We start from the raw sequence: 23,627 nt of genomic DNA on the forward strand, positions 1-23,627 counted from the left end.
GCCTTCGGACTTTGCTGCTTATGCGCTAGGCGACTGAACCGCCGGCAGTATTGGTGATCTGCGGGTCGAAGCCTTCGGCGCGCAGGTTATTGAGCACCGTCTTGGAATGCTCATGGCCCTTGGTTTCCAGGTCGATGGTGATCGCGACATCGCCCATGGACAGCGAACCACCGATACGGGTGTGGTCCAGACGGGTGACATTCGCATCCGATTCGGCGATGATGTTGGAGATCTGCGCGAGCGAGCCGGGGCGGTCTGGAAGCATCATGCGTATGGTCAAGAAGCGGCCGGCCGCAGACAGGCCACGCTGGATCACCTTGAGCATCAGCAGCGGATCGATGTTGCCGCCAGAAAGGATTACCGCGGTGGTTGCCGGGTTGATCCCGTGCGCTTCCAGCTTGTTCTCCAGCAGTGCCGCGACGCCCACCGCACCGGCTGGTTCCACCACGAGCTTGTTGCGCTCCAGGAGCACCACCAGAGCTCGTGCGAGCGTATCTTCCGATACCGTCACCACGTCATCAACCAATTCCTTGATGATCGCGAAAGGCAGCTGCCCCGGCTTGCCTACAGCGATGCCGTCGGCAATGGTGTGCACGTTATCCAGCGGGACCAACGCGTCAGCGGCCAGGGATGGAGGGTAGGCCGCGGCGTTCTCCGCCTGGACACCCACCACCTTGATCTCGCGGCCCAGTTCGCGGGCCTTGGCTTTCAGCGCGATGGCAACGCCGGCCAGCAGTCCACCGCCGCCAACACCCATCAGCACGGTGTCGACTTCAGGAAGCTGTTCGAGCAGTTCCAAGCCGATGGTGCCTTGGCCGGCAATGATGTCCGGGTGGTCGAAAGGATGCACGAAGACTGCCCCGGACTCGTCGGCAAAACGCTGCGCCTCGGCCAGCGCTTCATCCACGGTGTCACCGAAAAGCACGACTTCTGCACCATGATCACGCGTCGCGGTCAGTTTCGGCAAGGCGACGCCCCGGGGCATGTAGATGCGCGCCTTGATTCCGAGGTGGCTGGCGGCCTGGGCAACGCCCTGCGCGTGGTTGCCTGCCGACGCGGCGACCACGCCTCGGGCCTTCTCGTCGTCGCTGAGCTTGGACATGCGTACATAGGCACCGCGGACCTTGAAGGATCCGGCGCGCTGCATGTTCTCGCATTTGAGGAAAACTTCGGCGCCAACATGCTGGGACAAAACACGGGAATGCTCCACCGGGGTGCGGGCAATAACCGGTTTGAGTACTTCAGCGGCGGCTTCGATATCAGCCAGCGTAACCGGCAAAGTAGGTTCGGTGCTCATGGATTATTCCTCATCTGCTGTGGACTCAGGGTGCCGGGTTTCCGGCGAAGCTGTTGGTGCGGCGGCAGGTCCTGCAGCTGCAGCCGGCGGGTCGGCCTTCGCTGGGTCGCTCGCCTTAGGGCTCTGCGCCACTACTTGGTTTCCGTAGTGCTCAATCACGAATTGGTCGGTTTCCCAGGTTCGGCCCGACAGGTATTTCACGACCGCGTTGACCACCGCCAGCAGCGGTACGGCGAATAGCGCACCCGGAATGCCTGCAAGCATGGTGCCGCCGGCTACTGACAGGACCACTGCCAGCGGATGCAGGCTTACTGCCTTGCCCATAATCAGTGGCTGCAGGATGTTGGACTCCGCCTGCTGGACCAGCAGCACTACGGCCAGCATGATCAATGCGTTGACCCAGCCATTGGCTACCAAAGCGAGCAAAACTGCCAGGGCACCGGTAAACAGTGCACCGACGATCGGGATGAAGGAGCCGATGAAGACCAGGACGCCCAGTGGCATGGCAAGTGGCACGCCCAGGAAGAATGCACCGAATCCGATGCCGATGGCGTCGATCAGCGCAACGATCATCTGGACTCGCACGTAGGTGACCAGCGAGGCCCAGCCCCGGGTCAAGGCTCCGTCCATCGCCGGGCGGGCGCGGCGCGGCAAGAGGTTCACCAGGAACAAACCGATTTTGCGCCCGTCAAGCAGCAGGAATATCAAGGCGAAGACGGCCAGCAATGTGCCTGTCAGGATCTGCCCGATCGCGGAGGTCCAGCTGATTGCTTCACTCAGGATGTTGGTGGCATTGCCGCGAAGCTGGACGAGGGTATCGTCCAGCACCTTCTGCAGGTCGTCGTTGGTCAGCTTGAGCGGGCCATTGAACAGCCAGTTCTGGACCTGCTCGATGCCCGAAAGCGCTTGGGTCCACAGGGCGGTAAAACCGGCTGACAGTTTTTGCCCTGCTACCGATAGTCCTGCGGTGACCAGTGCAAGGAAACCGATGAGAGTAATGCCGACGGCCAACCCGCGAGGTACCGCAAGCTTGGAGTTCATCGTATTGACAACCGGTGAGAGCAACCCCGCCAGCAGCGCTGCGATGAAAACCGGGATGACCAGCAAGGAGACTTTTGACAGCGCCCACACCAGCACGCCCACGGCTGCGATGATGATCAGGAAACGCCAAGCCCACGCCGCTGCCATGCGCATGGCATACGGCATATCCTCGGCACTTTTGAAATCCGTCAAATCTGGCCTTGGCGTGGCGGGAATTTCCGCCGGCTGACTCGGAAGTGAAACACGAAAACGTCGTAGACGTTCCAACCGGCTGCTCTTCATGGAACCACGCTATCGCGTTTGCCAGACAGCTTCTTGATCCATGTCTCAATTGTGACAAAAACCTAGGACCAGTGCCCGATATGGGCACTGGTCCTAGAAATCTAATTCAATATGTTTATTTGCCCCTGTCGCGGGTAACCAGATTGCACAGGCTGCATCTTATTGCTCATGCCACCTTGAAAGCCAAAGCTCATCAGGCGCTTCGCGCGTGCTATCTCCGGCGGCGCATGATCGCTTCAAGGACCCTCTCCTCAGCGTCTTCACCGGGCTTGATGCCTGCGGGTACCTTGAAGAAGAAAATTGCGCCCAATGCCCACCAAATGGCGAAGATGGCCCACGGTTCCCAGCTCAGAGATGCCGGCATGCCAGGCATGTAGAGGCTGAAGAGCGCGGCGGTAAGAAGGACTGAAGTCCAGCCGATGACAGTTCCAGCAATTCCGTTGCCGCCAACGCGCAGCGGCCGATCCATCATGGGTTCGCGCTTGCGCAGCACGAGGAAGGTGACCGAGACCAGGAAGTAGGCCACGATGATGCTTGGCGCTCCCGAATCCACAAGCCACCCCAGCATCTCAGCTCCGAAGAATGGGGCCAGCATGGAGATTCCGCCGATGAAGACCAGGGCGTTGGCTGGAGTGCGGTATTTGGGATGCAATGTGCCAAACCAGGAAGGAAGCATGCCGCTTCGAGCCAGCGAGTAGACCAATCGCGAAGCTCCCAGCAATAGAGAGTTCCATGAGGTCAAGATGCCGGCGATGCCACCAGCAATCAGCACCTTGGCCATCAGCTCCGAACCGAACATGGCCCCGAAGGCATCCGCCGTTGCAATGTCAGCTCCAGCTAGTTGCGATGCAGGCATGGCCGACGATGTGGTCAGGACAACCATGACGTACCAAATGGTGGCCAAGACTACGGAGACGACTACGAGCTTGCCAATTTGCTTGGCCGGAATATTCACTTCTTCCGCGGACTGCGGAATCACGTCGAAACCGATGAACAAGAATGGCACTGCCACCAGCACGGCGAAGAAGCCGCTGGTCCCTGGGGTGAAGAACGGTTCCATGTTCTTGGCTTCGCCGCCGGCAAAGGCTCCCACGATCATCAAGACGCCGATAACCATCAGGAAGAGCACCACGAACGTCTGCAATACGCCAGCTTGCTTCACGCCGCGAATGTTGATCCAGGTGATCACCACCGCTGAAAGCACGCCTACCAACGCCCAGGTCAGGTTTACTTCGAAACCGGCAACAGTCCACAGGGGAATCTGGCTCATGCCCGGGAAGATGTATTCCACGGTCCGCGGCAAAGCGACCGCTTCGAAAGCCACGATAGTCACATAGCCGCCGGTAATTGCCCAGGATCCAATAAACGAAGGCCGGGCTCCCAAGGCGCGCAGGATGAAGTTGTGCTCGCCCCCGGCTTTTGGCATGGCCGCGGTCAGTTCGGCATAGGTCAGGCCAACGACGGCCATGATGCCACCGCCAACGAGCATGGCCAGGACCGCCCCCATGGTGCCCGCGTTATCCAGCCACCCACCGGTGAGCACTACCCAGCCGAAGCCGATCATGGCACCGAACCCTAGGGCCAGGGCATCCAAGTTGCCCAGGGATTTCACCAAGCCCGGCGGCTTTCCTGATGTTTGATCGACTCTCATTGCGTTCTTCCTGCCAAACTTGTTGTGAGTTGAGTAACTGAATCTCTACAGGAGAATCTAACCAAAGTTTCGCATGACTGCCCAATAAGCTGTCATTTTCCACGGCAACCGCGGTGCGGCCGATCATAAAAATTCATATTTGGACAGGTGATTAACGCACAAGGACCAGTGCCCGAAATGGGCACTGGTCCTTGCGAGCTATGCTATTGTGGCTAGTCGTCGCCACGCAGGATCGCAAGAATACGCAGGATCTCGGTGTACAGCCAGATCAGGGTCATGGTCAGGCCGAAGGCACCGCGCCATGCCATGATGGCTGGAGCGCCCTGGTTGGACAGTTCCTCGATCATGGTGAAGTCGGCAACCAGTGCGTAGGTTGCCAGCAATACAGCAACTACACCGATAACCAGGCCGAGGACGCCGTGGCGCATGCCGAACATGCCATCGATGACGCCAGTGAGCATCAGAACCATGTTGAGCAGCGAGAAGACGATCAGACCGACCATGCCGATCATGAACATCTTGTTCAGTTTGGGAGTCATGCGGTACTTGCCCGAGCGGTACAGCGCCAAGGTTACGCCGGCAACACACAGGGTAGCCAGTACAGCCTGGATAGCGATTCCCTGCATACCTTGACGGCTTTCAAGGAATCCGGAGAGACCGCCAAGGAACAGGCCCTGGGCTGCGGCATACAGCAAGATGAGCACAGGCGATGGGCGCTTCTTGAAAGCGTTAACCAGACCGAGGACAAAGCCAACCAAGGCACCTGGCAACATGAGGGCCGGCATGCCCCAGCCAATCGCGGCGCCAACAACAACCAAGGCCAGGCAGAGCACGGTCTTGTTGATCGTGGTTCCGATGGTCATGCGGCCGGTGTCGGCGCTGGTTGCAGCAGGCTGCTGGTACATCTGCTGCAGCTGGTCTGCGCTCATATTTGCGGTGTCACGGAATCCAACAGCACTTCCAGGCTTGGTTCCCCAAGCATCAGAGCGGCTGCTGGAACCAAAAATTGGATTGCCCAATGTCATTCCCCCATAGATTGCGATTGCGCCGGCACGTGGCTAGCTGAAGATCTTTTGCTTAATCCTATTGAGCATTGCTGTGAAATCACTCAGTCGGAAGGATGATATAGGGCATTTTTCCGAAGAAAAACTACTCTGTCAGCGATATTCTTGAAAGTTCTACCATCAAGGTTGCCTTGGCAGCCGATTTTGGTGGAATGCACGATGCCTGGGGTTGAACGATGGATGCGCTCCCACTTTTGGCAAAAGAAAAGACCGCTGCTGACCGGAAAATCCGGAACAGCAACGGCCTTATTCTGTACCCCCAGTGGGACTCGAACCCACAAGCCTTTCGGCAGCTGATTTTAAGTCAGCCGTGTATGCCAATTCCACCATAGGGGCAAGACTCTCAAATTTTACGTGATCGGCGAAGCAAATAGAAAATCCTTCTTTGCTGACGTACGCGAGGGGCCAATTGCTTGGCCCCTCGCATCATCGTCGATCAACTACGGCTCAAGCCTACTTCTTCGGCTTGGCCGACTCTTCGAAAGCAGTGCGTGGTGCTTCGAGGTTGTTCAGCTGCAGGGCATCGCGCTTGAAGACCAGTGCAACCAGCCAGTCGCCAACGACGCGGAACTTGCGCTCGAAGGTCGGCATGGCCATGCCGTGGTAGCCGCGGTGTGCCATCCATGCTGGCCAGCCCTTGAGCTTGATGCCAACAACCTTGGCAACGCCCTTGTTGCGGCCGAAGCCGGCAACTGCGCCCAGGTTGGAGTGCTTGTATTCCTTGATGGTGCCAACACCGTAGCGCGCAGCGTACAGGTTCTTGGCCAACAGCTTGGCCTGGCGCACTGCGTGCTGTGCGTTGGGAACGCAGGTGCCGTCCGGCAGGCCGCCGGTGACGTCCTTGACTGCCGAGATATCGCCGGCTGCCCAGGCGCCTTCCAGAGGTTCGCCGTTGGCATCCTTGATACGAAGGTCCGTGCGGGTCTCGATGCGGCCGCGCTGCTCGATTGGGAAATCGGTGGAGCGAACCATCGGGTTGGCCATGACGCCAGCAGTCCAGATCAAGGTGTCGGAACCGAACTCGCCCGCTGGGGACTTGTCGGCCATGTTGATCAGTTCCAGGTTGCCTTCTTCGGCATTGTTCAGCGAAGTGTTCAGCAAGACCTCGATGCCGCGGCTGCGCAGGTGATCGACAACCCACTCCGCCTGCTCGGCGGTGACTTCTGGCATGATGCGGCCCATGGCCTCGATCAGGACGAAGCGTGCTTCCTTCGCATCGATGCGGTCGTTGAGGCCGATCAAGTGACGGGCCATGTCTTCCAGCTCGGCGATGGTCTCGATGCCGGCGAAGCCGCCGCCGACAACCACGAAGGTCAGGGCGCGCTTGCGTGCAACTGGATCAGTCATGTTCGAAGCGGACTCGATGCGCTCGGCAACCTTGTTGCGCAGGGCGACGGCCTCTTCGATGGTCTTCAGGCCAATGCCGGTTTCAGCCAGGCCAGCGATGGGGAAGGTACGGGTGACCGCACCAGCGGACATCACGACATCGGTGTATTCCAGCTCGAACTGCTCGCCGTTGACCGGAGCAATGACAGCCTTCTTGTTGGCATGGTCGATGCTCAGCACGCGGCCGTTGACCAGCTCGGAGTGCTTCAGGTGCTGACGGTGCGAGACCACAACGTGGCGTGGTTCAATCTGGCCACCGGCAACTTCTGGCAGGAATGGCTGGTAAGTCATGTACGGGTTCGGGTCGACAACGGTGACGATGCCGCCGTGTGCCTTGACCTTCTTCTGCAACTTCATCGCGACGTACAGGCCTACGTAGCCACCGCCGACGATAAGAATGCGCGGACGCTTCTGGGAGGTTTCGATGATCGACATACTGTTGATTCTACGCGGATTTTTCGAGTTAGTGAAAACATTCACTAACTATTTCCGTTCGGTGTGTCACGTCGTCGCCAGGCATGGGCGTTTCCGACTGCCGAGGTTCGCACCAACCTGTCGAATTAAGCATCGGAAGGCGCGAAAAAGCGGGGTGGATCTTCACTTTCCACCCCGCTTTGTCCGCTATTTACTTCTCTTCTTCGGGAATCTCGTCGAACAGATCCCGGCCGCCAGCTTGATCCGGGACTTTCAATGAACTCAAGGAAGCCGAACCAAGCCGCGCCGCAGCCTTCTCGCGTCGACGACGCACCAGGGTCTGGGCGATGCCTGCAATGATCACCAGCAGCAAGAGCACTCCCCCGCCGACGATCAGCAACGGCTGAAGCGCCGGTGCCGAGTCATCGGGAAGAACCGGATCTGGCGCCGCGACCTGCTTGAGGTCCGATTTCTCCATCGAGACGCCCGGAGCTGGGGTATCAGCAGTCTTCTGGGTGTCGCGGCGGTGCACGCGAATCCACTCGCTGATCGTGCCCAGCGGGTTCTCGGATACCGAGGGGACGCTCGCCGTCACTGCCGCCTGCGCATCGATGATTCCGTAGCCGTAGAGGTTGTCCACGCCGGCTGTGCCGGTGTCCTTGGCGGTCTTCAGGATGCGGTTGATGACCTCAGGAGCTTTCATGTTCGGGTATTCCGAACGAATCAATGCGGCCACGCCCGCCACCAAAGGAGCCGCGCCGGAGGTACCGGACCAGCGCGCGTAGCCGTCATCTGGCAAGCCGCCGACCAACTGCTCGGCAGGGGCTGCAACGCCGATGGAAATGCCTTCGGTCGAGGAATCCTGCGAAGCCTTGCCGCTGGCATCAACGCCGGCCACGGTCAGCACTCCCGGAATGGTGGCCGGGGCGCCCACCTGGCTCATGCCGCCCGAACGGTTGCCTGCAGCGGCAACAATAACCACGTCATGGTCTTCTGCGTACTTGAAGGCGTCATCCCAGCTTTCCGGCCATGCCGGGCTGGTTGAACCGAGAGACATGTTGATGACCTTGGCCCCGGAATCCACGGCCCATTTCACGGCACGGGGGATCTGGGTTTCCACTGGAATCTTCGCCGGGTTGCCTTCGCCCATCCACAGCGACACAGACAGCAGGTCTGCTGCCGGAGCGACGCCGAGCACGCCGCCCTTGCCGCTCTTCAGCTTTGGCACCTTTTCGTACTCAGGTTCCTGGGGAATGTCCTCGTCTTCGTCTTCGGCGGTCTTCTTGGCCTTTTCCCACGCGGCCTTCAAGCGCTCGTTCTCGGATTTAACCCGCTTGATTTCGCCCTTGTTGTTGCCGCGCCCGCCGAGCAAGGTAGCCACCAAGGTGCCGTGCTCGCTCATGACGCCTATGGGCTTGTTGCCCTTGTCTCCGCCTGAGCCGGACATATCAGCACCGCCAACCACGGCACCCTTCAAGTCTGGATGCGCGGTATCAATGCCGGTATCGATGATCGCGACTTTGACGCCTTCGCCCTTTGTCGTCTTGTGCGCTTCGGCCACGCCCAACGACTTGAGCCAGTATTCGGACTCACGCATGTTGTCAGCGCGGGCAGGTACGCCCACGCTGAGCAGGGTGAAGGCCAACAGCGCTGCGACAAGCAGAGAGCCGAGCTTGAGGAAGCCCATTCTTTTCCTGGCACGCAAAGCTGAGCTCAAGACATCTCCTTGGGTCGGTGACTGGGTGACAGGTTCAGGCGGCGGCAGCTGAAGCCGCGATTCCGTCGAGAATATCGTGTTCGGAAGCAATCAGAACCATTTCGCGGTTCCCACTGGCCTTTTCAAGGTAATGAAGGATGCGTTGCACAATGGCTGCGCCAGCTTGGATCACATCAACTCGTCCCGGATGCATGAAGCCCAGTGCCGCGCGCTCTTCCCGGCTGTAGGAAAGCATGCTGGCGGTGGCTTGGCGCATCTGGGCGAAGCTCAGCTGCGCCCCATGGATCTTTTCCGACTCGTACTGCTTCAATCCCAGGGCCTGGGCGGTGAGCGTCGTGAAAGTGCCTGCAACCATGATCACCGCGTCGACCTGCGCAACGTCAACCGATCCGGCCAAGGATTCCAAGGTGCTGTCCATGAATTCCAAGGCCTGGTCCGAACGCAATCCCGCTTGGTGGAACCGTTCGGTAACGCGCACACAACCCATGTCCAGGCTCTTGGCTGCCAACGGGCCGGTGGCATCACCGAGAACGAATTCAGTGGATCCACCACCGAGGTCGATCACCAGGCTCTTGCCGCTTTGCCCGTCCCGAACCGAAGCCGCACCGGCAAAGGACAGGGAGGCTTCTTCTTCACCGCTGATCACTTCCGGGGCAACGCCCAGGATCTTGGTGATCCGCTCGGTGAAGACCTCGCGATTCGATGCATCGCGGGCCGCCGAGGTCGCTGCGAAACGGATGGCTTCCACCCCATGCTCATCGCACAGCTTCTTGTACTCCCGAGCAGCTTCAAAGGTGCGCTCCAAGGCCTCGGGAGCGAAAGCTCCGGTAGCGTCAACGCCCTGGCCCAAGCGCACGATGCGCATGGTGCGCAGCACGTCGATCAGCTGGCCATCGGCCCCGATGTCCGCGATCAGCAGACGGATGGAGTTGGTTCCGCAGTCAATACCGGCCACGCGCATTAGGCATCATCCTGGTCAGCGCCCTGTGCGGATTCACGCACGGCACGCTTCCGGGCGCGTTCTGCGCGCTTGGCCGCTGGGTCCTGCTGTTCCTGGGTCTTCACGTGGCGCGAGCGGTCACGGCTCGGGGCCTCGGATTCGGTATCCCAAGCACCCACGCAGTAGCACTTGTCCTTGGTCCACCACTGGGCAATCCCAGCCAGCGCTTCATCACCCAGCGGGTTCACGCCCTCGCCGGCAGCCAGCGAGTGCCCTACCAGCACGTGCAAGCACTTGACGCGGGTCGGCATGCCGCCAGCGGAGACACCAGCGATTTCCGGAACGGCCCCGGTCCCCGAGCGCTGGCCAATCGCATCGCGGTTGGCCAGGTACGACTCGTGGGCATCGATATATGCCTGCGCCAGCTGCGCGTCCTCGCCCAGGCGGTCATTCATCTCGTTCATCAACCCGGCAGCTTCCAACCGCGACACTGCCGCAGTGATCACCGGGTGCGCCAGGTAGTAGGTGGTGGGGAAGGGAATACCCGAGGAAAGGCGCGGTGCCGTGGTGGCTACCAGAGGGTTTCCGCAAACGCAGCGCGCACCGATCTCCACCACATCGCGCACCGGGCGGTTCAGCTGGCGGGACAGGGTGTCGAGGTCAGCTTCGCTGGGTACTCGTCCGGCGGCGTCAAGGGCTTCGCGGATTGGCTGTTCAGTCACGGTTATAAGTCTCTTCGTGTTTAAAGTGGTTAGTCAGTGGCAGAACGTCGAACGGAGTCGAGCAGAGCATCAACCCATGGAAGTTCCTGGCGCACCTCGAAGGTGCTTCCGTTGCCGTCGGCGGGCGTCTCTTCATCCTTAGGGCGTTCACCCACCACCATGTAGAGCTTTTCACCAGGCATGACCAAGTTTATCCGCTCGCGTGCTTGCTGCTTGATGTACAGCGGGTCATCCCAGCGCGCGATCTCTGCCTTGAGGTCATCGCGCTGCGTCTCCAGCGCTTCGATCGAGGCATTCAGCTCGTTCAGTTCCGCCATCTGCGTGCGGTAGAAATTCACCGTGGGCACGAGCATCACTGCGAAGAAGGCCAGGACTACGATCAAGGCGGCGATACGGCCGGAAAACCGGTGCGCAGCAACGGGTTCGCCCTCGGGGACGTGGTTCTGGCCAGACGGCTTCTGCCCCGGCTTGCGGCGTACGGCAGCAGAGAACTTCACCCGGTCATCGCGTCGGCGTTCGTTCTGCTTTTCCTTGGCACGTTCGCGCAGCGGCACCTTCGGCTTCGGCGCGTAATTTCCTGCAAATTTTTTCGGCTCACGTGACGCATCTGACGCTGGGCGTGCCGTCGATTTCGGCTGTGCTGCAACGCTTCTGGGCTTCTGCGCAGCGGGAGCGGCCTTCGGTGGGCGCGGCGTTGCAGGAGTTTGCCTGGCCTGCGCTTGTGGCCTGACGATGCGCAGAGCGTCGGTAGGCGGTTCAGCTTCGGAACCTGCGCCGTCATGTTTCGTCTGGTCAACCGGGGTTATTACGGCTTCTTCGGCCGGATCCGGAGTATTACGGCGAGGCATTCGCGGTGGTCGCTGAGCCATACTCCCCCAATTCCCGTGGTGCTTTTCTTGCGGTGTTGCCGTGGACTTGGCAAGATAATTCCATTAAATAACGAAAAGCCCGCCGGTATCCACTACCGACGAGCTTATTCGCTATTACTGAAAATTAGCTGTTGAAACGCGGGAACGCGTTACGGCCAGCGTAGACCGCCGAGGCGCCCAGGTCTTCTTCGATACGCAGCAGCTGGTTGTACTTGGCTACGCGCTCGGAGCGAGCTGGTGCACCGGTCTTGATCTGCCCGGCGTTGGTTGCCACGCAGATGTCAGCGATGGTGACATCTTCGGTTTCACCCGAACGGTGCGAGGTGATGGTGGTGTACCCGGCACGCTGCGCCATGGTCACTGCATCAATGGTTTCGGTCAGGGTACCGATCTGGTTGACCTTCACCAGCAGCGAGTTGGCGGTGCCCTTGGCGATGCCGTCGGCCAGGCGCTGCGGGTTGGTGACGAACAGGTCGTCGCCTACCAGCTGCACCTTATCGCCAATGGCGTCGGTCAGGGTCTTCCAGCCATCCCAGTCGTCTTCATCCAGTGGATCCTCGATGGAAACCAATGGGAAGTCGGCGACCAGGCCAGCGTAGTAGTCGCTCATTTCCTGGGCAGAAAGCGCCTTGCCCTCGAACTGGTAAGCGCCGTTCTCGTAGAACTCGGAGGAAGCGACATCCAGTGCCAGGGCGATGTCTTCGCCCGGGGTGTAGCCAGCGCGCTTGATCGCTTCGGTGATCAGTTCCAGAGCCGCGCGGTTGCTTGGCAGGTTCGGAGCGAAGCCGCCCTCGTCGCCCAGGCCGGTGGAGAGGTTCTTCTCCTTCAGCACGGACTTGAGGTTGTGGTAGACCTCGACGCCCCAGCGCAGGCCCTCGGAGAAGGTCGGCGCGCCGAGCGGGGCGATCATGAATTCCTGGATGTCCACGTCGGAGTCGGCGTGGGAGCCGCCGTTGAGGATGTTCATCAGTGGCACTGGCAGTACGTGCGCATTAGGGCCGCCCAGGTACTTGAACAGTGGCAGGTTGGCGCTCACTGCAGCGGCGTTGGCCACTGCCAGGGAGACGCCGAGGATGGCGTTTGCACCCAGCTTGGACTTGTTGGCAGTGCCGTCCAGCTCAATCATGGTGGCATCGATGGCGCGCTGGTCGGTGGCGTCAAGGCCCTCCAGCTCGTCGGCGATTTCGTCGATGACGGACTCTACAGCACCCAGTACGCCCTTGCCGAGGTACCGGTCTTTGTCGCCGTCGCGACGCTCAGCTGCTTCGAAAGCGCCGGTGGATGCACCGGAAGGAACAGCAGCACGGCCATGCGAGCCGTCGGATAGCAGGACCTCGACCTCGACGGTCGGATTGCCGCGGGAATCAAGGATTTCGCGCGCGTGAATGGCGTCAATCAATGCCATGAGTATGGACTCCTTGTAGAAAAGGGGTGGTCTTGGGGCAGGTCAACCAGCGGTCGCTGATAAGACCGTCGGCGCCATTGCCTGTCTCTAGCCTAGCGCTTCGAAGGTGATTTGGGCGATGTTGTTGCGCCAGTTTCCGCGCCGTATTGCTGGCCCAGGGCCGCGCGCAGCACAGATTCGGCATCCAGGCCCAGCTCCTCGGCCCTCGCTGACAGGGCCATCAATTCCTTGGCCAGGGAGAACTCGTCGACGATTCGCTCACGAACCTGCTCGGTGACTAGCCCGGCCGCGGGCTGTGCCGATCCTGCTCTGGCATGGCGATCAAGCAATTTCTGCGCGAGCGCCAGGGACGGCAGCCCAGCGGGCAGTCCCGCGTTCTTCCGCTTCTTCGGCTGGCCGGCGCGTTCGGCCTGCTTCGCCGCATCCCACACGCGGATAATCTCATCCACATCCGTGATGACGTCCTGGCGGACCTGGCCCTGCTCGTCGAAAATATGCCGGTTGCGGCGCAATAGCTTCGCATTCAGCGTTTCGGCGACATCGTCCAGGACGAAATGGTCTTGCTCCTCGGCGATCAGCGAATGCAGCAGGATCTGGAAGTACAAGTCCCCCAGCTCCTCCTTCAACAGATCCGGGTTCCGTTCAGCGATGGCGTCCAGCACCTCATAGCTTTCCTCGATGAGGTAGGTGCGCAGCGACTCGTGAGTCAGCGCGCCAGTCCAGGCGCATCTGCTGCGAAGGGTCCGTACGGTGGCGTTGAGCTGCTCTAGCTGCGTTCTGTTCTCCGGCATAGGAACATGCTATCGAAGCGGGCTTTCAGCCTGCGGCCAAGGAGCTGCCCATTGCTGCCCATTCGGGCTAGCATGGCCGTAGTTCATCCCGACGACGCGAAGGATTGCCAATGACCGTCCAAGACACCGCCCAGCTGGAATTCCTGGATCAGCTTCCAGCCAAACTCTTCATCGGCGGCCGGTGGGTTGAGGGGCGCTCCGAGCGCATCCTGCGCACTGCCAACCCTTTTGATGACTCGCTCCTGGCCGAGATCCGCCAGGCGTCGACCGACGACGTCGACGACGCCTATGGCGCTGCCGCCGCTGGGCAGCCAGGCTGGGCGGCGCTCTCCCCCGGCAAGCGCTCGAAGGTCTTGAACCAGGCCGCCGACTACCTGCAGTCGAACTTCGAGGGCATCCTGGCGCTGTTGACCGCCGAGTCCGGTTCCACGCAGTTGAAGGCGAACATCGAACTGGGCGGCACCATCGCTGCCATCCGCGAAGCAGCCACCTTCCCCACCCGCGTGCACGGCAAGATCCTGCCCTCCAATGCCGAGGGCAAGGAGAACCGGGTCTACCGCGAACCGGTCGGCGTGGTGGGCGTCATCAGCCCGTGGAACTTCCCGCTGCTGCTGTCGGCCCGGTCCGTAGCGCCGGCCCTGGCCCTGGGCAATGCGGTGGTGCTCAAACCCGCCTCGGATACCCCGCTGGTGGGAGCCTTGGTCCTGGCCAAGGCTTTCGCCGAGGCTGGCCTGCCAGATGGCGTGCTGAACGCAGTGGTTGGGTCCGGTTCGGAAATCGGCGATTACTTCGTGGCGCATCGGACCCCGTCGCTGGTTTCGTTCACCGGTTCGACTCCGGTGGGCAAGAACGTCGGGAAAATCGCGGTCAGCGGCGAGCACATGAAACGCGTGGCGCTGGAGCTTGGCGGCAACGCGCCATTCGTCGTGCTCGAAGACGCTGATCTTGACGAAGCAGCCAAGGCCGCGACCCTGGGCAAGTTCTTGCACCAGGGGCAGATCTGCATGGCCATCAACCGCATCATCGTCCAGGCTCCGGTCTATGAGGCCTTCATCGAGAAGTTCATCGAGCAGGTCGGCAAGCTCGGCTATGGCGATGCCGCCGATCCAGCCAACCTCGTGGGACCGATCATCAATGATGCGCAGTTGGCGTCGGTGAGCGGCAAGATCAAGACCGCACGTGGCCAGGGCGCCCGCGAAGTCCTGGCAGGTTCGATCACAGGCCGGGTGGTCTCTCCCCACGTCTTCGCAGATGTCACCAGCGGCATGGAACTGTTCCGCGAGGAGATCTTCGGCCCGGTCGTGGGCATCGCCAAGGCCGACTCCGAAGAGCATGCGCTGGAACTGGCCAACGACACCGAATTCGGCTTGTCCTCGGCCGTTTTCACGCAAAACCTGGAGAAGGGCGTCGCCTTTGCCCGCGGCATCAAGGCCGGGATGACTCACGTCAATGACATCACCGTCAATGATGAACCGCATGTGATGTTCGGTGGCGAGAAGAATTCGGGTCTGGGCCGTTTCAACGGCGAGTGGGCTATCGAGGAATTCACCACCGATCACTGGGTCGGCGTGCAGTCCACCAAGAAGCAGTACCCGTTCTAGGAACCACCTGCCCTTGGAACCAGCGAAGCCGCCCCTTGCTTGGGCAAGGGACGGCTTCGGTGGTTGCCTGGCGGCTGGGTCCTGGAACTAGTCGGCGACGTTTTCGTATTCGTCTTCTTCGTAGTCCTCGTCATCCAGCAGGTTGTCGTAGTAGTCGTTGATGTACTCAACGAGCAGCTCGCGCATTTCCAGCGGGACGAAAGCAGCTTCGGCGGCGTTCAGCGTCAGATCCAGCAGATCTTCCAAGTCGTAGTCGAAGGCTTCTACCAGCAATTCGAACTCATCGGACAAGGTGGTGCCGGACATCAGGCGGTTATCCGGCGAGATGGTGACATTGAAACCGGTCTGGACCAGCAGGTCGATCGGGTGGTTCCCGATGCCTTCGCCGAATTTGGAGGTAGCACCGGTCTGCAGGTTCGAGGACGGGCAGACTTCCAGCGGGATGCCGCGTTCGCGGACCCAGTTCGCTACCGGGCCCAGCGATACCAGGCCGGTATCGTCGCTGAGTTCTTCGCCGTTCTCGTCGATAGCTCCGAACTCGATCTCGATGTCCTCGGCTACGCGGACTCCGTGGCCCAGGCGCTGGGCGCGGCCGATCAGGATGGCTTCCTTGATGGAATCCAGGCCGGCTGCTTCGCCAGCGTGCACGGTGGTTGGGAAGAGGTTCTCGGCCAGCAGGTCGAAAGCTTCCTTCATCACCGAGGGCGGGAAGCCATCTTCAGCACCGGCGATATCGAAACCGACGACGCCACGACCACGGTGGCGCAGGGCCAGCTTGGCGATTTCCACGCCCTGGTCGCTGTGGCGCATGGCGGTAACGATCTGGCCGATCTGCATCGGGTGGCCCTCGGCGTTGAGCTGCTCGCAGGCCTGGTCCAGGCCTTCCTGGATGGCGTCGACGACGTCGTCCAGGCTCAAGCCTTCGCGGCGGTGCTGCTCTGGTGCATAGCGGACTTCGCCGTAGATGACACCGTCTTCAGCGAGGTCCTCTACGAATTCGCGGGCAACGCGGATCAGCGCATCTCGGGTCTGCATGACCGCGACGGTGTGCTCGAAGGTTTCCAGGTAGCGTGGCAGCGAGCCGGAGTCGGCTGATTCACGGAACCATTCGCCAAAAGCTTCTGCTTCGGTCTCTGGCAGCTCGTGTCCAATCTCGGCGGCCAGCTCGATGATCGTCTGAGGGCGCAAACCACCGTCGAGGTGGTCATGGAGCGAAACTTTAGGCAGATCCCGGAAATCGAATTCGGGATCGTAGTCAGTATGAATCATTTCTTCAGTCACACCACTGAGCCTAGTCGCATTTTCGTGGAACTGACAGCTCCAACGGGTAAAGATCTGCGAGCCACTATGTGACCCTGATCAATACGGGAGGTTAACCCTCGTCAGGGGTTGGCGGGACGGTCTGCCTGGCTGGTTGCACCGGGTGCCCTTCGCGCTTCGCCGCGCGCCGATGCAGGCGATCCAGCACCCAGCTGACGATCCGGTCGATGACGAATCCGAGCACTACGGCGATGACAATGGAAACTGCAATGCCCAGCAGCTTGTTGTCGTGCATCCAGTTGCCGGCCAGCGCACCGATGCTGACGGAGTAGGCGGCCCAGGTCAGCACGCCGATGGTGTCGAAGAGGGTGAAGCGCTTGTGGCTGAATCCGGTGGCGCCCGCGGTCAGGTTCACGGCCACTCGGCCAATCGGGATGTATCGGGCCGTGAAAATCAGCAGAGCGCCCGAGGTTTCAAGTTTCTTCTCGGCATAGTTCAGCACCCGCTGCGCGCGTTGCCCGCGCATCCACTTGAAGCCCCTGGATCCGATCTTGCGTCCGATGGCGTACGTGATCTGGTCGCCGAGCAAGGCACCGCCGGCACCGAGCAAGCCGATCAGGACAAGGTTGGGAACACCGGTGTGGACGCCGACCGCGGCCAGTGAAACCAAAAATGATTCACTCGGGACGAGGGGGAAAATCGCATCGATCATGCAGAACAGAAACAATAACGGCAGGATCCACCATGCGCTAGCGGCCTGCGTGATCGCCTCATTGACTAATTCCATGCGTGCCTACATCTACTTTCCCAAGGCGCTCCATGCGCTGAATGTCTCTCCATTTTCGCTCGAGAACTCACCTGCGCGCATCCTGCTTACGTTGCGTTGTGGACAATTCCCATCTGCTACCCAGGTAGGAGTTAACTGACTAACGTTTGACTACGCCGTTATTGTTCCCGGGAACTTTCTGGGAACTTCCACTGCGGCAGCTGGCCTGGGAACCACAAGGATTCCAGGTAATAGCTACCGCGACTTCGAAGACGAACGGACCTGCAGAGCCCTCCTGAAAAGAAAAGCCCAGCTGCTGCAGGCAGCGAGGCCGGGGAAGAGCACTCGCAGGGCGACCAGGCTCCCGATATTTCTGGAGCGGGGCACTGATTGCCAGCGGATCGGTCGCCGGCAAGCGAAAGAGCCGGGAAACACGGCAACGTGTTTCCCGGCTCTTTGAGCGCCCATCCGGATTCGGCTACTTGGCAGCGATGCGGTCCAGGATCAGGCGGGTGTCCGGACGGTCATCGGCCGAACCGATCATGATGGCGCGCTGGACCAGCTCGATGGCACGCTCCATCTTGGCCGGGGTGTCGGTCAGCAAGGTGGCAATCGGCTCGCCACGGCGAACCAAGGCACCTGGCTTCACGTGCATGCGCACGCCGGCGCCGGCCTGGACGCTGTCTTCCTTGCGGGCACGTCCTGCGCCCAGGGTCCAGGCGGCCAGGCCGATGTCCATCGCGTCGAGCTTGATCAGCACGCCCTCGGCGGGCGCCACCACGGTGTGCGATTCCTTGGCTACCGGCAGCTTGGCATCCGGATCGCCGCCCTGGGCCGCGATCATCTTGCGCCAGATGTCCATGGCCTTGCCGTTCTTCAGCGCACCGGGGACATCCGCATCCTTGATGCCTGCCCCGGCAAGCATCTCGGTGGCCAGGGCCACGGTCAGCTCCACGACGTCCTCTGGTCCGCCGCCGGCCAGGACCTCAACAGATTCCTCGACCTCGATGGCGTTGCCGGCGGTCAGGCCCAGCGGGGTTTCCATGTTGGTCAGCAGCGCCACGGTGTTCACCGACGCATCGGTGCCCAGGTTCACCATCGTCTCGGCCAGTTCGCGGGCCATGGCCTCGTCCTTCATGAACGCGCCGGAGCCGACCTTCACATCCAGCACCAGGGTGCCGGTGCCTTCGGCGATCTTCTTGCTCATGATCGAGGACGCGATCAGCGGGATGGCTTCCACAGTGGCGGTGACATCGCGCAGGGCGTAGAGCTTCTTGTCCGCTGGAGCCAGTCCGGTGCCGGCGGCGCAGATGACCGCGCCGACGTTGGACAGCTGGGAGAACAGCGCCTCGTTGGACAGGTCCGCCTTCCAGCCGGGAATGGCTTCGAGCTTGTCCAGGGTGCCGCCGGTGTGGCCCAGCCCGCGGCCCGAGAGCTGCGGGACGGCCACGCCGAAGCTGGCGACCAGCGGAGCCAGCGGCAAGGTGATCTTGTCCCCCACGCCGCCGGTGGAGTGCTTGTCGGTGGTGGCCAGCTTCTTGCCCGACGGGTCGGTGAGGGCAGAGAAGTCCATGCGTTCCCCGGAGTTGATCATCGCGGTGGTCCAGCGCGAGATCTCGTTGCGGTTCATGCCCTGGAAGTAGATGGCCATGTTCAGCGCGGACATCTGCTCTTCGGCGATGGCCCCGCGGGTGTAGGCGTCGATGGTCCAGTCGATCATCTCGTTGCTCAGTTCGCCGCCATCGCGCTTGGCGCGGATGACTTCGACGGCACTGAATTGCTCGGTAGCCATATCAGGCACCTTCCATTCTGCTGTTGGCCGGTGTGCTCCGGCGCTAGAAGTTGAGATTCTGCGGCCCGAACGCGTCAGGCAAGAGGTCGTCGATTCCCACGATGCCGCGGGCTGTCTTGATCAGCAGCTGCGCCCCGCGGTGCTCGAAAAGCAGCTGGCGGCACCGGCCGCACGGAGTGATCAGTTCGAGCTCGCCCTCGCGCAGCTGGCCGAAGCACAGGAAGTATTCCATGGTGCCCCCGCCGGTGGCGAAGAGCTGGCCCACCATGGCGCATTCAGCGCACAGGGTGACCCCGTAGGCGGCGTTCTCGATGTTGCACCCGGAAATCAGGCGGCCGTCGCTGGTCAGTGCCGCCGCACCTACCCGGAACTCGGAGTAGGGCGCGTAGGCCTGGGACAGCGCGGCCGCAGCCGCAGCTTCGAGCTGCGGCCACGGCGCGTTGTTGCTATTCATGGGAAATCGCTATTCCTTCACGTAGGGTTCGCCCGCAGCTGCCGGTCCGCGCGAACGCCCCACCAATCCGGCCACCGCGAAGATGGTCACCAGGTAAGGCATCATGGCCATGAACTGGCTCGGTACCGGGGTGCCGATGATCGTCAGGATCACCTGCAAGTTATCGGCGAAGCCGAAGAGCAGGGCGGCCAGAAAAGCGCCGATCGGGTTCCACCGGCCGAAGATGACTGCGGCCAGCGCGATGAAGCCGCGGCCGCCGGAGATTTCCTTGGTGAAGGAGTCGATGGCCACCAGGGTGAAGAAGGAACCGCCGATGCCGGCCACGATGCCGCCGAGGGTGACATTCCAGAAGCGGATCGCGTTGACCTTGATGCCCAGGGTATCGGCTGCCTTCGGATGCTCGCCCACGGCGCGCACGCGCAGGCCCCACTTGGTCTTGAACAGGCCGAACCAGACCAGGAAGACGGCCAGGTACATCAGGTAGCCGATCACCGACTGCTTGAACAGGATCGGGCCGATGACCGGGATCGAGGAGAGCAGCGGGATTTCAATGACCGGCAGGTGCGCTGGCGAGTTGAAGCGCTCCGGGTCTTCCTGCATCACGGTGGTGAACAGGAAGCCGGTGATGCCCGAAACCAGCACGTTCAGGACCACGCCGACGATGATCTGGTTGACCACGTACTTGATGGAGAAGACCGCCAGGACCAGCGAGACCATGGCGCCGGCCAGGCCGGCGGCAACCAGGCCCGCGAAGGCGCTCTGGGTCAGCGAGGCGACCAGTGCCGCGGTGAAAGCACCGCCCAGCAGCTGGCCCTCGATGGCGATGTTGACCACGCCGGCACGCTCGCACAGCACGCCCGAAAGCGAACCGAAGACCAGCGGCACGGCCAGCACCACGCCACCGGCCAGCAGGCTGGCCAGCGAAATGCTGTTGATGTTGGCGCCGGAAACCACCCAGATCAGGAAGCCCAGCACGAACAGGACCGCCGCGATGGCGACCATCCAGGTGGCCAGGATCCTGCCCTGCTTGCGCTGCATCCACGCGTAGGCGGCAAGGGCCAGCAGCAGCACGCCGAACACGATGTTGGTGATGCGGCCCGGGAAGACCAGTTCGGGCAGCTCGAAGGCGTCGCCGGCGCTGTTCAGCGTAAAGTGGGCGGCTTGGTCGTTGCCCAGCAGGCCGAAGCTGAAGAAGACGATCACTGCGATCACCGAGAGGATGATCGGGGTCTTCTTGCTCGGCAGGACGTTGATTGCCGGCTGCAAGGTGGAAGAGGTCACTTGGCACCTGCCTTAGTAGGTTCGAGCTTGGAGCTGCGCTTCTTCTTGCGGTTCATGCCGAAGATGGCCTTGACCAGCGGCGGAGCGGCGATGAACAGCACGATCAGCGACTGCACCACCGAAACGATGTCGATCGGGGTGCCGGTGGTGATCTGCATGTTCACCGCACCGGCCTGGAACGCTCCGAAGAGCAGGCCGGCGAAGAAGGTGCCCCACGGGGTGGAGCGGCCCAGCAACGCCACGGTGATCGCGTCGAAGCCCAGCGAACCGGCGATGCCGCCGGTGAGCACCTTTTCGGTGCCTGCCACCTGTGCCACGCCTGCGGCACCGGCCAACGCGCCAGCCAGCGCCATCGCGATGATGGTGGTGCGGGCCACGTTGATGCCGGCGGTCTGCGCGGCCTCCGGGTTGTGGCCCACGGCGCGGAATTCGAAGCCCACGGTGGAGCGCTTGAACATCCAGGACACGGCCAGCACCAGCAGCACCGCCATCACGAAGCCCAGGTGCAAACGCGATCCGGGGATCGCCGGGAAGATGGCCGAGCTGTCCAGGATGGGCGAGATCGGGTTCGTCTCGCCGGGACGGCGGAAGGCCTGGGTGTTCATCAGGAAGTCGATCAGGTACACGGCCACGTAGTTGAACATGATCGTGAGGATCACTTCGTGGGCGCCGGTCTTGGCCTTGAGCAGGCCGACCAGGCCGCCCCAGATTGCGCCGCCGAGCAGGCCGAAGACGATCACCAGCAGCAGATGCAGGCCGATTGGCAGGTGCCAGGCGAAGCCGATGTAGGCGGCCAGCACCGAACCGATGATGATCTGGCCCTGGGCACCGATGTTGAACAGGCCGGCGCGGAATGCCACGGCCACGCCCAAGCCGGCGCAGATCAGCGGGGTGGAGACGGTCAGGGTCTCCAGGAACGGCTTGAACCCCTGCGAGGAGTTGTAGATCGAGCCGTTGAACAGCGCCACATAGCTTTCGGTGGCCGCACGCCAGAATTCGCCGAAGAAGGCCGAAGGCTGGGCGAAGAGGTAGCCGGCCGTTTCGCCCACCTTCTCATCGGTGACCGCAATCAGCAGGCCGCCGATGACCAGTGCGACGATGACGCCGAGGACCGAGACCAGGCCTGGTCCCTGGGTGATTTGGCGCAAGAGGTCATTGCCCGGCTTGCCGGAGCCGGGAACCACAGGTGCTTTCTCGCTCACTGCGCTTCTCCTTCCTGGTTGTCATGCTCGCTAGCTGGCTGGGCTTCAACCGGCTCGTTCTCCGCCTTCGCGAATTCGGCCTGGGCCAGGGCTTCTTCCTGCGAAACACCGGCCATCATCAGGCCCAGCACCTCGCGGGAGGTGTCGCCCGGCACGATGCCGTTGATCCTGCCCTTGTAGAGCACGGCAATGCGGTCGGCCAATTCCATGACCTCGTCCAGCTCGGTGGAAACGATCATCACCGGGGTGCCCTTGTCGCGTTCGGCCACGATGCGGCGGTGCAGGAACTCGATGGAGCCCACATCCACGCCGCGGGTCGGCTGCGAAGCGATGAACAGCTTCAAATCGCGGCTCAACTCGCGGGCCATGACGACCTTCTGCTGGTTGCCGCCCGAGAGGCTGGAGGCAGGGTTCAGCGGGTTGTCGGTACGCACGTCGAAGCCCTGGATCTGCTGCGCGGCGTTCTTCTTGATCGCCTCCAGGTTCATCGAGATGCCCTTGCCGAAGGGCGGGCGGTCGTAGAGGTCCAGCACCAGGTTCTCCTCAATGGAGAACTGGGTGACCAGGCCGTGCACCGAACGGTCTTCGGGAACGAAGCCGAGGCCCGAGCGCAGGATCTGCTTGACCGACTTGCCAACCAGCTCCTGGCCGGCGAGCTTGACCGAGCCGCCCGTCACCGGCTGGGTGCCCAGGATCGCTTCGGTCAGTTCGGTCTGGCCGTTGCCCTGCACGCCGGCGATCGCCAGGATCTCCCCTGCATGGATATCCAAGGTGACCGAGTCCAGCGTGGTGGTGCCCGCCGGGTCGACAACTGTCAGGTCCTTGACCTGCAATACCGCCTGCCCGGGGGTGGCTGCGGCCTTGTTCAGGTTCAGTTCCACGGCGCGGCCGACCATGAGGTTGGCCAGCTCGGTGGTGGAGGATTCCGGGGAGACCGAATCGATGACCTGGCCGCGGCGGATCACGGTGATCACATCGGAGACGGCGCGCACTTCGCGCAGCTTGTGCGAGATGAAGACGATGGAGGTGCCGTTGGCCTTGAGCTGGCGCATGATGTCCAGCAGCTCGTCGGTTTCCTGCGGGGTCAGCACCGCGGTCGGCTCATCGAGGATCAGGATCTTGGCCTCGCGCACCAGGGCCTTGATGATCTCGACACGCTGCTGCACGCCAACGGGCAGGTCTTCGACGACCGCGTCCGGGTCCACATCGAAGCCGTAGCGGTCGGAGATCTCGCGGATCTTCTTGCGGGTGACCTGCAGGTCAAGCACGCCGCCAGCCTTGGTGGTTTCTGCGCCGAGGGCAATATTCTCTGCCACGGTGAAGACCGGGACCAGCATGAAGTGCTGGTGCACCATGCCGATGCCCGAGGCCATGGCGTCGCCCGGTCCGGAGAACTCGACGGGCTTCCCGTCCAGCAAAATTTGGCCCTCGGTCGGCTGGTACAGCCCGTAGAGCACGTTCATAAGCGTGGACTTTCCAGCACCGTTTTCGCCGAGCAGACAGTGAATCTGGGCGTCATCGACCGTCAGGTCGATATCTTTGTTGGCGTAGAAAGAACCGAAGGCTTTCGAGATTCCTCGTAGTTCGAGTTTCACGATTCCACCATCTTCATTGTTCGTTTGGCGAGGTTCTTGCTTGCAGGTTGTTTTGGCCCTTAGGCAGGCATAAAGCGCGTCACCTGCTCACCGCTGT

The 23,627-nt window shown here is 61.7% G+C and carries 19 protein-coding genes and 1 tRNA gene; 1 reads left to right on the forward strand and 19 read right to left on the reverse strand.

What is annotated here, in order from left to right; all coding sequences use genetic code 11:
• Window positions 1-25: 25 nt before the first annotated feature.
• The 12 genes from ilvA to ACNPN0_RS18480 all read right to left on the reverse strand — a co-directional run bounded on the left by ilvA (window position 26) and on the right by ACNPN0_RS18480 (window position 13,579).
• Window positions 26-1,297 (reverse strand): threonine ammonia-lyase, encoded by a 1,272-nt coding sequence (gene ilvA / locus ACNPN0_RS18425; protein ID WP_105657446.1) that lies wholly within the window; start codon window positions 1,295-1,297, stop codon window positions 26-28.
• A 3-nt stretch (window positions 1,298-1,300) separates the two neighbouring features.
• The gene (locus ACNPN0_RS18430) at window positions 1,301-2,530 is read right to left on the reverse strand and encodes an AI-2E family transporter (RefSeq protein WP_448937563.1); all 1,230 of its coding nucleotides are present in this window, start codon (window positions 2,528-2,530) and stop codon (window positions 1,301-1,303) included.
• Between the two features lie 301 nt (window positions 2,531-2,831).
• Window positions 2,832-4,271 (reverse strand): APC family permease, encoded by a 1,440-nt coding sequence (locus tag ACNPN0_RS18435; RefSeq protein ID WP_448937562.1) that lies wholly within the window; start codon window positions 4,269-4,271, stop codon window positions 2,832-2,834.
• A 212-nt stretch (window positions 4,272-4,483) separates the two neighbouring features.
• Window positions 4,484-5,290: a Bax inhibitor-1/YccA family protein gene (locus ACNPN0_RS18440; RefSeq protein ID WP_105657443.1), complete on the reverse strand. Its 807-nt coding sequence runs from the start codon at window positions 5,288-5,290 to the stop codon at window positions 4,484-4,486.
• A gap of 299 nt (window positions 5,291-5,589) precedes the next feature.
• Window positions 5,590-5,671: transfer RNA gene (locus ACNPN0_RS18445), tRNA-Leu, on the reverse strand.
• 117 nt (window positions 5,672-5,788) lie between these two features.
• On the reverse strand, window positions 5,789-7,156 hold the full coding sequence (locus ACNPN0_RS18450; RefSeq protein WP_105657442.1) for an NAD(P)/FAD-dependent oxidoreductase: 1,368 nt from the start codon (window positions 7,154-7,156) through the stop codon (window positions 5,789-5,791).
• 190 nt (window positions 7,157-7,346) lie between these two features.
• The gene (locus ACNPN0_RS18455; protein WP_448938966.1) at window positions 7,347-8,852 is read right to left on the reverse strand and encodes a S8 family serine peptidase; all 1,506 of its coding nucleotides are present in this window, start codon (window positions 8,850-8,852) and stop codon (window positions 7,347-7,349) included.
• Window positions 8,853-8,886: 34 nt separating this feature from the next.
• The gene (locus ACNPN0_RS18460; protein WP_400290112.1) at window positions 8,887-9,813 is read right to left on the reverse strand and encodes a Ppx/GppA phosphatase family protein; all 927 of its coding nucleotides are present in this window, start codon (window positions 9,811-9,813) and stop codon (window positions 8,887-8,889) included.
• Entirely contained in the window at window positions 9,813-10,514 is a 702-nt protein-coding gene (locus ACNPN0_RS18465; protein ID WP_332489194.1) for a DUF501 domain-containing protein, read from the reverse strand. Before ACNPN0_RS18465 ends, ACNPN0_RS18460 begins: the two co-directional genes overlap by 1 nt.
• 29 nt (window positions 10,515-10,543) lie before the next feature.
• On the reverse strand, window positions 10,544-11,383 hold the full coding sequence (locus ACNPN0_RS18470) for an FtsB family cell division protein (RefSeq protein ID WP_286134178.1): 840 nt from the start codon (window positions 11,381-11,383) through the stop codon (window positions 10,544-10,546).
• 124 nt (window positions 11,384-11,507) lie between these two features.
• The gene (gene eno, locus ACNPN0_RS18475; RefSeq protein WP_448937561.1) at window positions 11,508-12,788 is read right to left on the reverse strand and encodes a phosphopyruvate hydratase; all 1,281 of its coding nucleotides are present in this window, start codon (window positions 12,786-12,788) and stop codon (window positions 11,508-11,510) included.
• Window positions 12,789-12,880: 92 nt separating this feature from the next.
• Window positions 12,881-13,579 carry a MazG nucleotide pyrophosphohydrolase domain-containing protein gene (locus tag ACNPN0_RS18480; protein ID WP_448937560.1) on the reverse strand — a complete coding sequence of 233 codons (699 nt, stop codon included), beginning with the start codon at window positions 13,577-13,579 and terminating at the stop codon, window positions 12,881-12,883.
• Window positions 13,580-13,689: 110 nt separating this feature from the next.
• Between ACNPN0_RS18480 and ACNPN0_RS18485 the strand changes: the two genes are divergently transcribed.
• Complete coding sequence (locus tag ACNPN0_RS18485; protein ID WP_448937559.1) at window positions 13,690-15,180, forward strand: aldehyde dehydrogenase family protein; 1,491 nt, start codon at window positions 13,690-13,692, stop codon at window positions 15,178-15,180.
• A gap of 87 nt (window positions 15,181-15,267) precedes the next feature.
• On the opposite strand, the gene ACNPN0_RS18490 is transcribed toward ACNPN0_RS18485, so the two are convergent.
• From ACNPN0_RS18490 to ACNPN0_RS18520, 7 genes are all read right to left on the reverse strand, one after another.
• Window positions 15,268-16,449: an adenosine deaminase gene (locus ACNPN0_RS18490; protein WP_448938972.1), complete on the reverse strand. Its 1,182-nt coding sequence runs from the start codon at window positions 16,447-16,449 to the stop codon at window positions 15,268-15,270.
• Between the two features lie 103 nt (window positions 16,450-16,552).
• Window positions 16,553-17,227 (reverse strand): DedA family protein, encoded by a 675-nt coding sequence (locus ACNPN0_RS18495; RefSeq protein ID WP_105657434.1) that lies wholly within the window; start codon window positions 17,225-17,227, stop codon window positions 16,553-16,555.
• Window positions 17,228-17,684: 457 nt separating this feature from the next.
• The gene (locus ACNPN0_RS18500) at window positions 17,685-18,998 is read right to left on the reverse strand and encodes a thymidine phosphorylase (RefSeq protein WP_105657433.1); all 1,314 of its coding nucleotides are present in this window, start codon (window positions 18,996-18,998) and stop codon (window positions 17,685-17,687) included.
• 43 nt (window positions 18,999-19,041) lie between these two features.
• The gene (locus ACNPN0_RS18505; RefSeq protein WP_105657432.1) at window positions 19,042-19,452 is read right to left on the reverse strand and encodes a cytidine deaminase; all 411 of its coding nucleotides are present in this window, start codon (window positions 19,450-19,452) and stop codon (window positions 19,042-19,044) included.
• Between the two features lie 9 nt (window positions 19,453-19,461).
• Entirely contained in the window at window positions 19,462-20,733 is a 1,272-nt protein-coding gene (locus tag ACNPN0_RS18510; protein ID WP_448937558.1) for an ABC transporter permease, read from the reverse strand.
• The gene (locus ACNPN0_RS18515) at window positions 20,730-21,935 is read right to left on the reverse strand and encodes an ABC transporter permease (protein ID WP_332489200.1); all 1,206 of its coding nucleotides are present in this window, start codon (window positions 21,933-21,935) and stop codon (window positions 20,730-20,732) included. The genes ACNPN0_RS18510 and ACNPN0_RS18515 overlap by 4 nt, the downstream gene beginning before the upstream one ends.
• Window positions 21,932-23,530 carry an ABC transporter ATP-binding protein gene (locus tag ACNPN0_RS18520; RefSeq protein ID WP_105657429.1) on the reverse strand — a complete coding sequence of 533 codons (1,599 nt, stop codon included), beginning with the start codon at window positions 23,528-23,530 and terminating at the stop codon, window positions 21,932-21,934. The genes ACNPN0_RS18515 and ACNPN0_RS18520 overlap by 4 nt, the downstream gene beginning before the upstream one ends.
• Window positions 23,531-23,627: the final 97 nt, after the last annotated feature.

It is taken from the genome of Glutamicibacter sp. AGC84 (assembly GCF_053543575.1).